Source organism: Dysgonomonas sp. (assembly GCF_035323175.1).
Lineage (GTDB): Bacteria > Bacteroidota > Bacteroidia > Bacteroidales > Dysgonomonadaceae > Dysgonomonas.
Window position 1 is genome coordinate 283686 of sequence record NZ_DAOKYH010000001.1, and the last position, 18514, is coordinate 302199.

At 36.7% G+C, this 18514-nt stretch carries 13 protein-coding genes; 8 read left to right on the forward strand and 5 right to left on the reverse strand.

Translation table 11 applies throughout. The features are described 5' to 3' along the window. Nucleotides 1-7: 7 nt before the first annotated feature. Nucleotides 8-376, reverse strand: a complete 369-nt coding sequence (locus PKC55_RS01265; protein WP_291128293.1) for a YccF domain-containing protein — start codon at nt 374-376, stop codon at nt 8-10. A 159-nt stretch (nt 377-535) separates the two neighbouring features. Between PKC55_RS01265 and PKC55_RS01270 the strand changes: the two genes are divergently transcribed. Next, nucleotides 536-925: a lipocalin family protein gene (locus PKC55_RS01270; RefSeq protein ID WP_291128296.1), complete on the forward strand. Its 390-nt coding sequence runs from the start codon at nt 536-538 to the stop codon at nt 923-925. Between the two features lie 47 nt (nt 926-972). Here the strand turns inward: PKC55_RS01270 and PKC55_RS01275 are convergent, their stop codons facing one another. From PKC55_RS01275 to PKC55_RS01290, 4 genes are all read right to left on the reverse strand, one after another. Beyond that, the gene (locus PKC55_RS01275; protein ID WP_291128299.1) at nt 973-1977 is read right to left on the reverse strand and encodes a hypothetical protein; all 1005 of its coding nucleotides are present in this window, start codon (nt 1975-1977) and stop codon (nt 973-975) included. Between the two features lie 154 nt (nt 1978-2131). Then, a complete protein-coding gene (locus tag PKC55_RS01280) occupies nt 2132-2587 on the reverse strand; it encodes a lipocalin family protein (protein WP_283685960.1) in 456 nt (151 codons plus the stop codon). A gap of 35 nt (nt 2588-2622) precedes the next feature. Continuing rightward, nucleotides 2623-3282 (reverse strand): oxidoreductase, encoded by a 660-nt coding sequence (locus PKC55_RS01285; RefSeq protein ID WP_291128303.1) that lies wholly within the window; start codon nt 3280-3282, stop codon nt 2623-2625. Between the two features lie 29 nt (nt 3283-3311). Beyond that, nucleotides 3312-5774, reverse strand: a complete 2463-nt coding sequence (locus tag PKC55_RS01290; protein WP_291128306.1) for an endonuclease MutS2 — start codon at nt 5772-5774, stop codon at nt 3312-3314. Between the two features lie 692 nt (nt 5775-6466). On the opposite strand from PKC55_RS01290, the gene feoB reads away from it, so the two are divergent. From feoB to serB, 7 genes are all read left to right on the forward strand, one after another. Continuing rightward, nucleotides 6467-8947 (forward strand): ferrous iron transport protein B, encoded by a 2481-nt coding sequence (gene feoB, locus PKC55_RS01295; RefSeq protein ID WP_291128308.1) that lies wholly within the window; start codon nt 6467-6469, stop codon nt 8945-8947. 428 nt (nt 8948-9375) lie between these two features. Beyond that, nucleotides 9376-12492, forward strand: coding sequence for a SusC/RagA family TonB-linked outer membrane protein (locus tag PKC55_RS01300; protein WP_291128310.1), 3117 nt, complete (start codon nt 9376-9378; stop codon nt 12490-12492). An 18-nt stretch (nt 12493-12510) separates the two neighbouring features. Then, the gene (locus PKC55_RS01305; protein ID WP_283685965.1) at nt 12511-13944 is read left to right on the forward strand and encodes a RagB/SusD family nutrient uptake outer membrane protein; all 1434 of its coding nucleotides are present in this window, start codon (nt 12511-12513) and stop codon (nt 13942-13944) included. A gap of 665 nt (nt 13945-14609) precedes the next feature. Continuing rightward, the gene (gene pyrE, locus PKC55_RS01310) at nt 14610-15239 is read left to right on the forward strand and encodes an orotate phosphoribosyltransferase (protein ID WP_006843174.1); all 630 of its coding nucleotides are present in this window, start codon (nt 14610-14612) and stop codon (nt 15237-15239) included. A gap of 13 nt (nt 15240-15252) precedes the next feature. Beyond that, entirely contained in the window at nt 15253-15696 is a 444-nt protein-coding gene (locus tag PKC55_RS01315; RefSeq protein WP_291127857.1) for an SRPBCC family protein, read from the forward strand. A gap of 3 nt (nt 15697-15699) precedes the next feature. Next, nucleotides 15700-17037 (forward strand): argininosuccinate lyase, encoded by a 1338-nt coding sequence (argH, locus tag PKC55_RS01320; protein ID WP_324371519.1) that lies wholly within the window; start codon nt 15700-15702, stop codon nt 17035-17037. Between the two features lie 44 nt (nt 17038-17081). Continuing rightward, nucleotides 17082-18302, forward strand: coding sequence for a phosphoserine phosphatase SerB (serB, locus tag PKC55_RS01325; protein ID WP_135104923.1), 1221 nt, complete (start codon nt 17082-17084; stop codon nt 18300-18302). Nucleotides 18303-18514 lie beyond the last annotated feature (212 nt).

The window sequence follows — 18514 nt, forward strand, 5'->3', positions numbered from 1 at the left end:
TTGGGGTTTATCTGATTTCTTTTCCGAAAGGAACAAGAGCTAGATGTATCAGTTTAAAATGCTGTTTTCCAAACGGAATGCCTATTATTGTGATACAGAGAAGAACTCCCCAGAACAAGTGTGTAAGGGCAATCCAGAATCCTCCGATTATGATCCATATAATATTCATCACCAGATTGAGGCAGCCCGGAGCAGAGTCTTTCGATTCAACATGGCTCCCGAATGGCCATATTGCAAGTATTCCCAGCTTGAAAGCTTGTAGTCCGAAGGGAATGCCGATGATGGTCAATAACATAACAAATCCGGAAATGAAGTATTCGATGGCTATCATAAAGCCTCCGCAAATCAACCATATTATATTCCCTATTGTTTTCATACGTAACTTGTGCTTAAAGGTATTTAAATAAGATAAATAAAATCAGTTGAACAAATATAGCAGGATTTTGTAAAAGCAATGAGAATATTCTGACTTTTTATGGAGCGAATGTCTCGTTAATGAAAAATAATTTGTTTTTTTGTGGTAAACATGGAACGAATGTCTGTTAGATTGATAAGCCTTTTAGGTTTTATTTTTACTTTCCTATTCTTGGTTAGTTGCAAGCCCTACAATAGCGATGAGGTAAATAACCAGATGATACAAGGAAAATGGCAGCTTGTGGCTGTGGAATCGAAAAGAAACGATTCGGCAAGCCTAGACCTGAATCAGCAAGATGTATATTTATACTTTAATGGAAATAAGTGTACGCAAGAAATTGTCGGGCTTGTAAAGTCGGACTATACCTTTATAATACATAATTTTACACTGATGTTGTATAAAGATTCTATATTCGATAATAAGCTTGATATATACACTTTAACTGTCGACTCTTTAGTTTTTAAGCAAGGAGGAGACAGGTCTCTAAAATATAAAAGAACAGGACTGTAAGTTTGCCTGTTCTTCTATAATTTGTGTATGTATGTTGTAGATGCTTTTTAATCTATCCTTCTGAGAAACCTTCTCATTTCGTATATTATATCGGGTCTGGCATCAGTCCTGAACTTGTTGAAGCTAACGAAAGAATCAAACTCTTTATTCGTAGATGAATCTGTTCTTTTTTTCCAGTCTGTAACCCAAAGAAAAGGTGCTGTGGGTACATAATTTCCAAGTGTATCAACTGCATTATCTACAAAGTAATAAACAATGTCGTCAACGATTTTTACGGGATATTTACCTGTGATTCGTACTCCATCATTATCCGGGTCACGGAAATCTATATTTACAGATGTCTTTCCATTTCCTTCATCATTGAACGTATATGTGTTGCCTTTCAGCTTAGCCAGTGTTTCTTTCGAATAAGTAGCGTCGTATACCCCATTAGCCAATAGCTGATAATCATATACTTCCCATTTTCCGAGTAGGCTGCTATATTTACCCTTAACATCTACTTTCTCCATATTGGGATGTATATTCGGTGCTTTTTCTATATTTCTCATCGATCTGCCGTCTCTGATCTTATAGCCATCTACCGTAAAGTATTTGAATACCGTAAAAGCCTCCTTGTTTTTATAAAATATAGAGATTGTTTCGGTATTTACAAAAGAAGTATCTCTCCCGTTATGTCGTGTAACATTCATGGTGATCAGACCATCTTTTACATCGTAAGTACCTTTATCTATAAGCTCATCCAGTACATTTGAGTTTTCGAATGTGTAAACGCCTTTCGAGTCTATATAGAACTTGTTTATAAATCCGTCATAATCTACTGATCTGAAATTTGGATATGCCGATTCGGACCCATCTTCTTTGACTTTAATTACTTGTTTCTCCGAGTTATATATTTCCCATGTGCCCAATAAATCATCTTTAGTAAGGTCGGATGGAGTAATTGTTTCTGTATTGGTATCCGGTTTGTCAGGAGTATCGCTGTTGCAACTGCTTAATCCTATAATAGTACATATTAAGGGAAAAATGCAAAGTAGTTTTTTCGTCATTATCATTTGGAGAACGTTTTGTATAGTTTATGCCTGTTTGCTGTGCAAAGATATAATAATATCTGCAAATGAATGAAATGTATAGCTTTGTTTTTGCTTTATTTAATTGTATTCTATCGTTTTAGCCTCTATGAATAGATTAAATGTATTTTTTTGTAAATTAGTGCATAGATATGTTAATGTGGTTTTGTCGACTCAAATTTTGCCTCTTTAATATGAGCGGATAAGAAAAATCATAATCGGAAACGTATAGTGTCATTATTCCGTTTTTGATGGATCGTATTTGTAACGACAATTTTTTTGGTGTAAGTTTTTTCGTATTGTTGTTTTGTAGAAATTCAAAATAAGTAATATCGATGCTGTTATTCTCAATCAAATACTTTCCTGTAATATTGAAAAGAATGACTCCGTCCATCGATTCACCTAAATGAAAAGTAGAATCATCCTTGAATATGTATATATAAGGATATTCCGTCTCTGAATATTGCCCCGGCTTGTCAGTTTCTTTTACTTCTACCCATCGTCCGGCAATGTCGCTTTTTGTGTAAGAAACATCTTGTCCAAAAAGGTGAAGAAAAGAGATCGAGAGTAAGCAGAATAGGATAACCTTTTTCATACTAGTTAGGTGTTAAGATATGCGGAAGTGAAACCTTATTTCGCAATATCTGTTATCTCGTCCGAACGGTATATATGAAGCCCTACTGTATTCTGTTGAGCAACTCTGTACATGGCTTCAGCTACATCCTTCGCTTTGATCGGACGATATTTCTTTAATTTGCCTGTAAGAAATATGGAGAATATTTTCATCGCAAAACTTAGTACTCTTTCTCTAAAGCGGAATTCTTTCCTGTTACCTTCCAACAACGATGGTCTGAATATGGATATAGACTGGAACGGCAATTTCCTTAGCTCTTCTTCGCACTTGCCTTTTATGCGTAAATAGAAGTTGCTCGATTCCGGATTAGCTCCAATTGCTGATATAATTGAGAATTGCTTTATGCCATTCACAGCAGCTACCTTTGCAAATTGAAGAGGGTAGGTAAGGTCTACTTTTTTGAATGCTTCTTGGCTTCCGGCTTTTTTGATGGTCGTTCCCAAGCAGCAAAACATATCGTTTCCTTCCATATAATCTTTATACGAGTCTACGTCGTCGAAGTCTACGATATGCTGAACCAGTTTGGGGTGCGATATTTTAGTCTCGCGACGTACAAAACATATCGTTTTATCGTAGATGTCACTATTTAATAATATTCTCATTAGATGTGATCCCGTCAATCCGGTACTTCCTATCAATATTGCGGTTTTTGCCATCTCTTTATCCTTTTGCTTTTCTGTTTTTATTATTCAAGGTCTACTACAGTAATTCCTGTTCCTCCAAATTGTACATGCTCATCCTGAAAATTTCGCACACCTTGAGCCGTACGGAGATAGTCTCGTATCATCTGTCTTAGTGCTCCCGTTCCCGTTCCGTGTAATATTCGTATTCGAGAAACCCCTACGAGCACTGCATCGTCTACAAAATACATGACTGCTTGCAGTGCCTCTTCGCCACGCATACCTCTCACATCTATATCTTGCTTGAAGTTGAGTTTCTTCTCTCGGAGATCGTCGCTGGCTGCTACGCTGATTGTAGTGCTGCGGTTTTCACGTTTTACTTGATTTTTACTTATATATTCAAGCGTTTCGAGTTTTACGGTCGATTTGATCATACCAAATGCAACTGTAGCACTTCCTTTTTGTATATCAAGTACTTGTCCGATTGAAGTTTGTCCTTTGATGCGTACATTGTCTCCAATAGCGATTATTTGTTCTTTAATCTCTTTGGGTTGTTCGCTTTTTTTCTTTTTATTTTTTTCTTTCTCTTTTAACTTCTCTATTTTCTTAGCGATCTTATCATCCGAGAAATTTTTTTCGTCTGCTAATGACGATTTGAATTCGTTGAGAGTCAATCGGGCTTGCTTTGTCTTTTCCTTCTCGGCCTGCGATTCTCGAATTGTACGTATCGTATTCTCTATTTTTGCATTGGCCTCAGATAAAACCCTTTCTGCATCAGCCTTAGCCTGACGGAGTATCTCTTTCCGTTGTTTTTCGACACTCAGCAGATCTGTTTCGTATGTTGTGGTAATCTCTTCAAGCCGTTTTTCTTTCTGACGGATGCTTTGGCGTTTAGTTTCCCAATATCGTTTATCTCTGACAATATCTTGGAGGTATTTGTCCATATTGATGTAGTCACTGCCTACTACTTCAGAAGCATCGGCAATTACATCTTCCGGCAAACCTATTTTTCGGGCTATTTCTATTGCAAAAGAGCTTCCGGGGTTGCCGATAGATAAAGTGAACAGCGGTTGCATCAGGTGGCGATCGTATAGCATTGCCCCATTGATAACACCTTTATGTTCATTTGCATAATGTTTAAGGTTTTGGTAGTGAGTTGTGATTACACCAAAAGACTCTTTTTCATTAAAGCGTTTAAGCAGGGATTCTGCTATTGCGCCACCGATTTGCGGTTCGGTTCCCCCTCCAAATTCGTCTATAAGTAAGATTGTTTTTTCATCGCAGTTTCTTACAAAAAACTTCATATTAGTTAGGTGCGAACTGTATGTACTCAAATCATTTTCTATAGATTGTTCGTCACCTATATCTATAAATATATTGTTGAATATCCCTACTTTCGAATTTTCTGCTAAAGGTATCGGTATTCCGCATTGTAGCATATATTGAAGTAGTCCCACTGTCTTTAGGCAAACGGATTTACCTCCTGCATTTGGTCCTGAAATAATGAGAATGCGATTGTCTTCCTCTAGTTCTATATCGAGAGGTACAATTTGTTTATTCTGTTTTCTGTGAGAAATAAATAGCAGAGGGTGCTTCGCTCTATACCACCTTATAATCTGCTTGTCTTCTATGCTTGGTTTTATAGCGTCCAGATCGATGGCAAATGTAGCTTTAGATCTTATGAAATCGATTGTAGCGAGAAATTCGTACGACTGCAATATGTCTGCTGCCAGCGGGCGAAGTATATCGGTGAATGTTACCAGTATTTTTATTATCTCTCTGCGTTCTTCACTTTCCAGCTCTCTTATGCGGTTGTTGGCTTCTACTACTTCGGCAGGTTCTATAAATACAGTTTTGCCCGAAGCTGACTCATCATGTACAATCCCTTTTATCTTCCGCTTAAATGCCGGTGCTACGGGTATTACAAGACGTCCGTCACGCATGGTGGGAGTTACATCTTTTTCTACAAGCCCCTCGTTCTGAGCCGTGCGTAAGATCGCATTAAGGCTTCGAGATATCCCGCTCGAAACATGTGCTATATCTTTTCGTATGCGGCTTAGCTCAGCGGATGCATTATCCTTTATGCGCCCAAACTTATCTAGGATATTATCAATCTTACTTATTAGCTGGGGAAATATAGCAACTTCTCCGGCTAATGCATACAAGTATGGATAAGGGGTATTTTCTTCCTCTTCCTTTTTTAGGAAAAGAACAATGTCCCGTATTGTTTGTAACGATCTTCGTAAATCAAATAAGGCTGCTTCGTCTATCCATGTACCTTCTACCCGTATGTTGCGTAGAGCATGCCTCACGTCAAGAAAATAATTAGTAGGGAAGTTGTCTTCTTCGTTTATGATGCGCATAAATTCCTCGGTTTGAGACAACGATTCTGATATATGTATATAATCAGAAGAGAAGGCCAGATTGGTAACCTTTTCTTCCCCCAGTGGACTTAAGCATTTTGCTATGAGTAGTTGGCGGATTTTGTCAAATCCTATTTTATATTCAAAGTTTTCCGGATAAATCACAGCGCTATTATTAAAATAGAGTGCAAATATAGTGAAATAGATTAACTCATTCTGTATTCAAATTTTATAAAATGGGCTTATTCTTTTTGCAGAATATAAAAATTACTTTACTTTTGTGAAAATTAAAAGGGAGAGCTTTATTACAAACTCCTAGAAGGCTGTGGAATAGTACAAATGCCATCTATGTAAATAAAAAAGAGCTATACATAATTTACTGCTAAATATAAAAAGCCAGTTTTTTTAATAAATTTGTTATAGATTAGTAATAAATTATGCTAATAAGAGTTTCCTTTATATTCTGATCTTTAAAGTACTTTATACAATATATTCCAATGCAAGAGAGGAGTGACGAAGGATTTATTGGGCATTTATTATCCTGCAATGACTCTTATCTTTAAACTAACAAGTGTTTTTATCTCATTATCTGCTTGTGAAAGTAGGTTTGGGGTTTTGTCATTGATTACGCTCCTCTTGAGCATTGGATTATCTTTTTCCTTTTTTTTATTAATCAGATGATTTTCATTGCGATGTGGCTTGTGGTGAGTGGTGCTCTTGCTTGTGTTGGTGAGGCTTGTTTTCTTGTTAGGGAAAGGTTCTTTTTTATACTCATTCTAAATAAAGTCAGTTTTCCTTCTCTTTTTATATAAAAAATGCCCATCTTTGTGTCTCTAATTAAGTGAAAGATTTTTAGTATGCTTTTATCTGATTTGAACACGGGAGAGAAAGGTGTCATTGTACGCGTAAATGGAAGTGGTGCTTTTCGTAAACGTATTCTCGAAATGGGTTTTATAAAAGGAAAAACCATAAAGGTGATATTAAATGCTCCCCTCAAAGACCCTATTAAATATAAAATAATGGATTATGAGGTTTCGCTCCGAAGAAGCGAAGCTGCTCTAATCGAAGTTATATATCCTGATTCACATAAAGTAAGGGATGAGAATCTGTCGCACTCTGCGACGAACGAATCTTTAGGTTATTATTCCACCACGGAAGATGTGGTAACATCTTTGCGAAAACCGAATTCCGATTCGAAAAAAGTAATAAGGGTCGCATTGGTAGGTAATCCTAATGCCGGAAAAACTTCCCTCTTCAATATTGCTTCCGGAGCTCACGAACATGTAGGTAACTATGGTGGGGTAACCGTCGATTCGAAAGAAGGAAAGTTTAAGCATGGAGGCTATACTTTTAAAGTTGTAGACTTGCCCGGAACTTATTCGCTTTCGGCATATACTCCGGAGGAATTGTTTGTAAGACGACATATTGTAGAAGATAAACCCGATGTGGTTATTAATATTGTTGCTGCTTCCAATCTTGAGAGAAACCTGTATTTGACTACCGAGCTTATCGATATGGAGGTGTCTACGGTGATCGCTCTTAATATGTATGACGAACTATTAGAAACGGGTAGCGAATTTGATTATCAGAGCCTGTCTCAGATGATTGGTATTCCTATTGTTCCTACAGTTGCTAAAACGGGAGTAGGTATAGGTGATCTGTTCGATGCGGTGATACGTGTCTATGAAGAGAAAGAACCTATCGTTCGACGTGTACATATATATTATGGTAATGTTGTAGAAAATGCAATAAGCAAACTCAATATACTTCTTGAAAAGGAAAAAGAAACATCGTTGATTTTCCCTCGCCGTTATATTTCAACAAAATTGTTGGAAAAAGATAAAGATGTAGATGCCTATGTCGGTTCATTGTCAAATGCTGCGGATATCTATGCTCTGAGAGACAATGAGGTTAAATATATAGAAGATACACTAAAAGAAGATACCGAATCCGTGCTGACGAATGCCCGATATGGTTTTGTGGCAGGAGGGCTGAAACAGACACTCAAGGAAAAGCTTTTCGAGTCGGACGTAACCCGGATGATAGATGCAGTGGTTACCAATAAGTATATTGGATTCCCTGTGTTTTTCTTTTTTATGTGGGTGATGTTTGAATGTACATTCCGTTTGGGTGGATATCCTATGGAGTGGATTGAAAACGGGGTGGCAGTACTCGGTAATTTTATCCGAGGAAATATGGTTGACGGTATGCTTAAAGACTTAATTGTTGATGGTATTATCGGCGGTGTTGGCGGTGTTATCGTCTTTCTTCCCAATATATTGATCCTGTATGCTTTTATTTCCTTTATGGAAGACTCCGGCTATATGGCTCGGGCAGCTTTTATAATGGATAAGGTGATGCATAAAATGGGATTGCACGGAAAATCTTTTATTCCATTGGTTATGGGATTTGGTTGCAATGTGCCTGCGATACTTGCTACAAGAACTATCGAAAGCCGTAATAGTCGGATGATAACTATGTTGGTTAATCCGTTTATGTCTTGTAGTGCACGATTGCCTGTGTATTTGTTGTTTGTAGGAGTTTTCTTTAAGTCGTATGCAAGCTTTGCCTTGTTTGGTTTGTATTTTACCGGGATTCTATTGGCTGTGATTTCTGCCCGCTTATTTAAGCGTTTTCTTTTCCCGAAGGAAGATACACCATTTGTAATGGAATTACCTCCTTACCGTATGCCTACAATTAAGTCGGTGACTATACATATGTGGGATAAATCTCAGCAGTATTTGCGGAAAATGGGAGGTGTTATTTTGGTTGCATCTATTATCATCTGGTTCTTGGGTTATTTTCCACGAGACAAAGAACGGGAGTTGAAATATGATAATATGATAACTCAGGTTGAGCAGCAAGAAGGGCTGGGTGATGAAGAAAAGAGTGCTCAAATCGAAGAAATAGAAGAGGGTAGAAATACAGAACATCAAGAAGAGTCGTATATTGGTCGTGTAGGTAAAGCTATCGAGCCTGTGATGAGGCCTCTCGGTTTTGATTGGAAGATAAGTGTTAGTCTTCTTTCAGGTATGGCGGCCAAAGAGGTTGTGGTGAGTACCTTAGGTGTACTGTATACGGGTAGCTCTGAAGATCAGGAATCGCTGGAAGTTCGTCTTTTAGCAGATAAGCAAGCAGATGGAAGCACAACATTTACTCCATTGGTAGTTGTCAGTTTGCTGCTTTTTGTGCTGATTTACTTTCCATGTGTCGCAACTATTGCTGCTATAAAAGAAGAATCCGGCTCTTGGAAATGGGGTGTTTTTAGTATTGTTTACACAACTTTACTAGCCTGGCTTATTTCTTTTGTAGTGTATCAAGTTGGATGTTTGTTCTGATTTTCTGATGTTTTCTTTCTTTTTTATTCTATTGTTTCTTATTGTTGTAATTATAATATGTAAAGGGCGGCTTTTGTTGCTCTTTTCTTTTTTTTGAAAAAGTTGTGGTTAAATGTTAAAAATCTGCTTTTTCGAAAGAATAAAGCGCGTGTTTTTTTAGTGTTTTTTTGGTGTATAGCTTCTGGATGGTTTCAATATGTAATTTATTTAACATTTGTGCTACTTGTATATGTTTGTAAATCTGTGTTTAATTATGTTTGTTCTTTCAAAATGACAAAATTTGTATAATTTAATCTAAGATTTGTTTTTTCGTGAAAATTGCCTAATTTTGTATATCAAAAAACAAACTGATGCTAAAAAGTCTGATATTGCATCAAAGTGTTAGCATCGGGATGGGGTTTTAATTTAGAAATTAAAGTAGTGTTTGTATGATGAAAAGAGTGATGTTAATTCTATCCTGCTTATTTATAAGCATAGGATTTATTACAGCCCAAACAACTCGTGTTACCGGTATTGTCTTAGATGATATTGGTGAGCCTGTTGTTGGAGCTTCGGTTGTTGTAAAAGGAACAACTATTGGTACGATAACAGATGTTGATGGAGCTTTTTCTATTAATGTTCCTCAAGGAAGAAATACAATGGTATTTTCTTTAGTTGGTATGCAATCAGTTGAGACTAAAATTTCGCAAAATATGCGAATAACTTTACAGAGTAATGAGCAAGCTTTAGATGAGGTTGTAGTTACAGCTTTCGGTGGCGTTGTCAAAAAAAGTTCGATATCTGGTGCTCAAACATCTATCGGAGGAGATAAGATTGCTCAACTTCCAGTGCAAAGTTTTGACCAAGCGCTATCTGGTAAAATGGCAGGGGTTCAAATATCTATGGCTTCAGGTTTATTAGCCGAAGGTACTAGTATTCGCGTGCGTGGAACAAATTCAGTTTCATTATCATCTCAGCCATTAATAGTAATAGATGGGGTTCCTGTTACTGAAACTACTAACTTGAATGTGTTTAATAGTGGTAATGGTACTCGTTTCAATCCATTAGCTACAGTTAATCCGAATGATATTGAATCTATAGAGGTTTTGAAAGATGCTGCCGCTGCCGCTTTGTATGGGTCAAGAGCTGCTAATGGAGTTTTACTTATAACAACAAAGAAAGGGAAAATAGGGAAACCTCAAGTTGCATATGCTGGTTATGTAGGATGGGCTAAAGCCGCAAAAACACCAGATTTATTAAATGCAAACGATTTTATTACTATCCAAAATGAAAAATCTCAAAATCGTTTTGGACAAGGGGTATTATTCGCAAACAAATCTTACTTGAATGACCCTGATGATAAAAGAAAATATGATGAAACCAATTGGTTAGACGTTATTTTCCGTACCGCTTTTCAACAAAATCATCAATTATCAGTGTCGCATGCAACAGAGAAAACAAACTACTATGCTTCTGCTGACTATACATCGCAAGAGGGTATTGTAATTGGAAATAAGTTGGTTAGAGGAGGTGTTCGCGTTAATGCTGAAGCTCAGGCTACAAATTGGCTAAAGGTTGGTATTTCTACTGCTTATTCTAAAACGGCCAATGATGGAGTTTTGTCTGATGGATATTTAGCCGGTGTAACAATTTCAGGCTATAATGCGCCACCCAATGTGCCGGAGAGATTAAATGGAAATTATTATTTGGCAAGTGGGGCTTTAGGTGCTGGAAATAACTTGTATTCGTATAATGGGTCTAATACTTTTGGAAACAGATTTTATCACCCGTCGGCTACAGCAAGTCTAAATAGAAATAAAAATACATCCGAAAGAGTATTGGCTAATGCTTTTATTGAGATTACTCCAATAAAAGAATTGAAAATAACAAGTAAGATTGGTATTGACTATCTGAATAACTTTGAGGATCAATACAGTCACCCTGATTTGATTGGGCTTGGTTGGAAAGGATCTAATAACGGATTAGTTCAAGATAATATAGTTTGGATTACTCAATGGAATTGGCAAACTTATGCAAACTATAATAAAAAATTCGGGTTGCATTCCCTTGGTTTAACAGCTGGATTAGAATATCAAAAGAGAGCATATAAAGATGTGTATGCTGGTGCTGGTAATTTTGTGTTTAGTACATATAACGAAATTCTAGATGGTTTGTTTACTGATCAATATACGGGAGGAACAAAAAACTCTAGAGGTTTCTCTGGATATTTTGGTCGCACGTCGTACAACTACGATGAACGATATTATGTAGAGGGTTCGCTTCGTATGGATTATTATTCAGGTTTTGGGCTTAATAATAGGAAGGGTATATTTCCTGGAGTTTCTACCGCATGGAGATTATCTAAGGAAAGTTTTATGCAAAATTTGGAATCAAAAATATTTGATGACTTAAAACTGAGAGCTAGTTGGGGACTTGTTGGTAATAGTAATGTAGGACCTTATGCTAGCCGTACATTGTACGCTGGTGGTCAGTATGCCGACTTGAATGGAGTAAGTATGTCTCAAGTGGGTAACCGTGATTTGAAATGGGAAACAGTTAAAAAGTGGGATTTTGGTGTGGATGCATTACTCCTTAATCAACGATTAAATGTATCATTTGACTACTGGATTACAAATATCTCCGATATGTTACTTGATGCTCCTGTCCCTCTATATACAGGTATACCCAATGCGTATATTACAACAAATATTGGAGAAATGACCAATAAAGGTATTGAGTTGCAGATAAACACCACAAATATTCAAACTACTGATTTTCGTTGGACTACTGCGTTTAATTTGACTACAGTTAAGAATAATGTCAAAAAACTTACTTCTTCAGGTAATATTGAGGAGTTACCTTATGTCGTAGCTGAAAATTATCCACTAGGATCATATAAATTGTATAAATGGGCTGGTGTTAATCCTGATAATGGAGAGGCTGGATATTATGACAAAGATGGTAATATAAAATGGTATAATCCAGAGAAAAAAGTATGGACAAATACCGAAGGTGAGACTGTTGGTGCTTTAACCGCAGATGACTATTATCTGTCAGATAAAACGGGTTCTCCTACATGGTATGGTAATATTGATAACTCTTTATTTTATAAAGGTTTGGATGTTTCTTTTGGCTTGCAATTTGCTGGTGGAAATTATGTTTATAATGCAACCGCACAGGGTTTGATGACTAATAATCTTAATAATAATATATCAGAGATTCTAGATAGATGGACTACTCCAGGTCAAAAAACAAATGTGCCTAGATTATATCATGCAGATGCAATTTCAATGAGAATGTCAGATCGTTTCCTAGAAAAAGGTGATTTTTTAAGATTGCGAGATCTTACTTTAGGTTATACATTGCCTTCAGATGTTATCAAAAAGTTAGGCGTTACCTCTTTGAGAATTTATGCTAGAGCAACTAATCTTTTTGTTATTACAGATTATAGCGGATCAGATCCGGAGCTAAGTACTAATAGAAACAGTAACTACAGGGTTGGATACGATAATAGATCTGTACCTTATCCACGTACGTTTACATTAGGATTAAATTTGAACTTTTAATCTTTTAAAATTTTGATTATGAGAAATATATATAAAGCAATATCTGTGTTTATATGTGTAGTGGGGTTAAATTCTTGCCAATATGATGCAGTGAATGATAATCCATACTACATGGGTGAGACTCCCGAGCAAATAATGAGCTCTGCGGAGAAAATTGATGCAGCTGCGATTGGTATGTATGATGCGCTGCAGAATGCAGAATTTTTAGGTGGACGTGCTCAGATTTATGTAGATGTCCGTGGATTAGATGTAAATCCCGTATCATATTTTAATGCTCTGTCTACATACGTTATGACATCAACAGATGGATATGCGTCTGATAATTGGGAAGGGGGATATCGTACTATTTATGAAGCGAATGTATTTTTAGAAGGTATAGAGGCTAATAAAAACTTAGTAGATGAAAGTTTATATTTAAAATATACAGGTGAGGCTAGATTTATACGAGCTATATGTTATTTATACCTTCTTAACTTCTACGGGCAACAATATACTACAGCTGGAGACTTAGGTGTTCCATTGATCACTAAAGCATATGATGGAGGTACAGCTTTTACGGAAAGTCTTAATGTAACAAGATCTACTGTTGCAGATTGTTATAAGTTTATAGTTGATGATCTTAAATACGCTGAAACTAATCTCCCAGGTTCATACGATGATTCATATCAAAATGCTTTTAGGGCTACAAAAGCTGCTGCAAGAGCAATATTATCAAGAGCGTATCTTTATCAGAAAGATTGGGATAATGCAATAACTTATGCTAATAAAGTTATAAGTCCTAGTGATGGTGCTTTATCATACGAATTGGTTAAAGATCAAAAGGCTGATGTATTTACGGCTCTTATAACAGGAAGTAAGGAGATTGTCTTTTTTGTCGCTCATAATAAGGGGGATAACCCAAATACGAATAATTCTCTTGGTCAACATTATGGCCAGCTTGGACGTGCAGATATTCAGGTTAATCCTACGTTTGTGAGTTCTTTTGAAGATACGGATACAAGAAAGACTCAATTATTAGCTCTTGATAAAAATGGTGCATGGTGGAATGAAAAATATCGTGGTTTATCATATGATAATGCTCCAATAATACGATATGCGGAGGTGTTATTAAATAAAGCAGAAGCATTAGTTTATAAATCAAAAACAGTAAATGCTGATGCAATTTCTTTAATAAATGAAATAAGAACTCGTTCTAAAGCATCTGAGGTTAAATCTGCAGACTTTGCTTCATGGACTGAATTGAAGGATTTTATCTTAGCTGAGAGAAGAAGAGAGTTGTGCTTTGAAGGGCATGCAAGTTTTGATTTATTCCGTAGTGAAAAAGGAATCCCTGCAGGTCGAGGTTCGGTATCAACACCTGCGATGAGTTATCCGAATGACTTATTTACTTTACCTATTCCAAATTCAGATATTCAAAAGAATAAAAATTTGGTTCAAAATAAAGGGTATTAGGAATATATATTAGAAAACTCCAAGCTCTTGCTTGGAGTTTTTTTATGTCTTTTAACCTCTCTTTAACGTCAACTTTCTTTTATCTTATGTAACTTTGTTTTCAGAAACGGAGGATAAATATATGTTTCAAGAAATTATTGTTGGTATTATAGGCCTATCTGTTGCCTTGCTTGTATTGTTTAAAATTTACGGATTCTTTTTTTCTAAGAATGAGCAAAAAGGTAGCTGCGGATGTTCCGGATGTGGCTGTAGTACGAAGCAAAAACAAGTAAAATATTGAAGTTTTATTTGGAGTGAAGGATAAATATTCATATATTTGATATAAAGATTTAAGTCGTGTTGGTCGATTGGGAAGCTCATCAATTAAAAAATGACCGAGACAAGCTTTTGATTCTAATGGCGGGCCACACCTTCGGGTTGCTTAGCGCGGTGGATTACAAAGGAATCGAAGCACTCAAATCCTGTTTTACGGAGTTTCGGTATATCCACCAATACGACTTTCTATACAAAAGGAGTTACTTTCATTAGTAGCTCCTTTTTGCGTTATAAAACGTTCTTTATTTTTATTTCATATTTTCTTTATGGTATAATTTCTTTTGTTATTTCTATTAATTGTATATTTGTAACCGAATAATATTGATTGTTGTTATTTATATCAAACAAAAATGGACACTTTAGAGAAACTGACCGCTGAAAAATTACTTAGTATTAGGGCTATTAAACTGCAACCTTCAAACCCTTTTACATGGGCGTCAGGATGGAAATCACCTATTTATTGTGATAATCGTAAGTTGATATCGTATCCTCGCATACGTACTTTTATTAAAACCGAATTATCTCGTCTTATTCTCGAAAATTTTCAGGAGGCTGATGCTATAGCAGGAGTTGCTACAGGAGCTATCGCACCCGGAGTTTTAGTTGCTGATGCATTAGGTTTACCGTTTGTTTACATACGGGCTACACCTAAAGATCACGGATTGGAAAATCTTATAGAGGGTGAGTTGAAACCAGGGAGTAAGGTTGTGGTCGTAGAGGATCTTATATCTACAGGATCGAGTAGTCTTAAAGCAGTAGAGGCGATTCGTCGCGATAGCTCTGAGGTAATTGGAATGGTTGCTAATTTTACATATGGTTTTCCTGTTGCAACAGAAAATTTCAAAAAAGCTGATGTGAAGCTAATTACTCTTACCGATTACGATGCTGTCCTAAAAGAGGCTTTACGCATAGAATATATCGCCGAGTCTGATCTGGATACATTACAGGAATGGAGAAAGTCTCCAGCAGATTGGAAATAATCCATAATATATAATGGCTGAATTTGTAAGTGAAGTAAAAACTATTCCGCATTCTGATGCGGATATATATACAGTGCTTTCCGATTTGAACAATCTGGAACTGGCTAAAGATGAGATACCACAGAATATGGTCAAAGATTTGTCCTTTGATCAGGATTCGTGTACTGTTACTGTTGATCCGGTCGGAAAAATACGTTTTGTTGTGGTTGAACGTGACCCCAATAAAACAATAAAATTTCAGGCAGAGCAATTGCCTTTTGATGTCACAATGTGGATACAATTAAAATCCTCGGCTGATGACGAAACTAAGATGAAGCTCACGATTAAAGCTGATTTGAATCCTTTCTTGAAGCCGATGGTTTCTAAACCATTGCAGGCAGGATTAGATAAGGTAGCCGAAAGCCTTTCTGCTTTACCTTATGCTGATATTTTGAATAAAGGAAGAATAGAGGAATAGCCAATGAAACTTTGGGAAAAAAGCGTTCAAGTAAATAAAGATGTAGAGTCTTATACCGTTGGACGAGACAGGGAGTTGGATGTATATCTTGCTCCTTATGATGTTTTAGGCTCTATGGCTCACATCACCATGTTAGAGTCTGTTGGGTTGTTGACAAAAGAAGAACAGGCTGTTTTAATCAAAGAGCTGAAAGGAATATATAAACAGGCAGTTTCCGGCGAATTCGTAATAGAGGATGGCATCGAAGATGTGCATTCTCAGGTAGAACTTATGCTTACCCGTAAGCTGGGAGATATCGGTAAAAAGATCCATAGTGGTCGTTCCCGTAACGATCAGGTACTGATTGATCTGAAACTTTTTACCCGTGATCAGATTCATTCTCTCGTAAATTCGGTTACGAAACTGATCGATGTTCTTTTGCTGCAAAGTGAGAAATACAAAAACATCCTCATGCCCGGCTATACGCACTTGCAGATAGCTATGCCTTCATCTTTTGGACTATGGTTTGGTTCTTATGCTGAAAGTCTTGTAGATGACCTTCAGTTACTCTTGGCTGCATATCGAATATGCAATCGGAATCCACTCGGATCGGCGGCAGGATATGGATCTTCATTTCCCCTCAATCGTCAGATGACAACCGATTTGTTAGGTTTTGACTCCATGAATTATAACGTTGTTTATGCACAGATGGGACGTGGTAAGATGGAGCGTGTAGTTGCTTTTGCCATAGCTAATATTGCTGCAACATTATCTAAATTGTCGTATGATTCATGTTTATACAACAGTCAGAATTTTGGATTTATTAAATTGCCTGACGAGTATACTACAGGATCGAGCATAATGCCTCACAAGAAGAATCCTGATGTATTTGAACTTACACGGGCAAAATGTAATAAGTTGCAAGGCTTGCCAAACAATATAACGTTGATTACCAATAATCTTCCATCCGGATATTTCAGAGATTTGCAAATTATAAAAGAGTTGTTTATTCCTTCATTTGAGGAAATGAATGATTGTTTGCAGATGGTTGCGCGAATGATGGGTGAAGTGAAGATAAACGAACATATACTGGATGATCCTAAATATCTTTTGATATTCAGTGTCGAAGAAGTTAACAGACTGGTTCTGGAGGGTGTTCCTTTCCGTGATGCTTATAAGCAAGTTGGGCTGGAAATAGAAAAAGGGAATTTTAGTCACAATAAAGAAGTACATCATACGCATGAAGGTAGTATTGGTAACCTGTGCAATGATCGTATTGATATACTCAAGCAGCAGATTGTAGATCAATTCGAATTTGAGAAAGTGATATCTGCTGAGACAAAATTACTTGGAGAGAATTGAATTCTTTACCAAATAAGTTTTAATGCATAGCTTAATATTTATATATGAAAGAATCTGAAATAATCCTGGCGAGCTTGTCAGGAGAGGATAAGCCCGGGGTTACTGCAGCCTTAACTGCAGTTTTAGCAGATCACAATGCCAATATACTTGATATAGGGCAGGCTAATATACATCATTCTCTTTCTTTGGCAATTATGTTTGAAGCAACGAATGCCGGAGACGTTATAAAAGATTTGCTTTTTAAAGCTACAGAGTTGGGTGTTGTTATCCGATTCTCACCCATCAGTAAGGATAATTATACCCGCTGGGTGAATCTTCAGGGAACAAAGAATAGATATATAGTTACAGTTCTGGGACGTGTTTTAGACCCTTCTCATATTTCGGCTGTAGCACAGGTGAGTCAGAAACATAAATTAAATATCGAAAAGATAATACGTCTGACAGGCCGTGTTCCATTGGCTGCTTCGGAGCGTCCAAGCCGTTCATGTATTGAATTGTCAATCAGAGGAACTGTAGATGATGTAGATGCCCTGAAGCATGACTTTATGAAACTTGCGGATGATATGGGTATTGATATCGCTTTTCAGGTAGAAAATATGTATCGCCGTATGCGTCGTTTGGTTTGCTTTGATATGGACTCTACATTGATTCAGACCGAAGTTATAGATGAGCTTGCCGAGCGTGCAGGAGTGGGAGATGAAGTAAAAGCTATTACCGAAGCCGCTATGCGAGGAGAAATAGATTTTAGTGAAAGCTTTAAGAAACGTGTAAGCCTGTTGAAAGGTTTGGATGAGTCTGTTATGCAGGATATTGCAGAGAATTTGCCTGTAACAGAAGGAATGACACGCCTTATCCGCATATTGAAGAAGAGCGGATGTAAGCTCGCTATATTATCCGGTGGATTTACTTATTTTGGAAATTACCTGAAAGACAAGTATGGTTTCGACTATGTTTATGCAAATGAATTGGAGATTGAAAATGGTAAGTTGACTGGCAATTATGTAGGCGATATAGTGGATGGTAAACGTAAAGCCGAGTTGCTTCGCTTGTTAGCACAGGTAGAAAAGGTTGATATTCGTCAGACTGTAGCAGTAGGAGATGGAGCCAATGACCTTCCTATGCTGAATATTGCAGGACTAGGTATTGCTTTTCATGCTAAACCAAAAGTGAAAGCAAATGCGAAACAATCTTTATCCAATGTAGGTCTCGATGGTATCTTGTATTTCTTAGGTTATAGAGATTCTATGCTCGAAGGAGAGAAGTAAACAAATACAAAATATAAATTTTAATAGGCTGTCTTGTAAGGGATAGCCTATTTTTTTTAGTATTAACACGGATGTTAGTGATGTTTTGTCTTTATTTGATAAATATATAATATCCAATAAGTAGAAGTCTGAAAATATATGGAACGTGATTTTTTGCACAGAAAAGATATATAGGAACTTTTTTTCCGTATCAAGTATAACTTTTAGATATT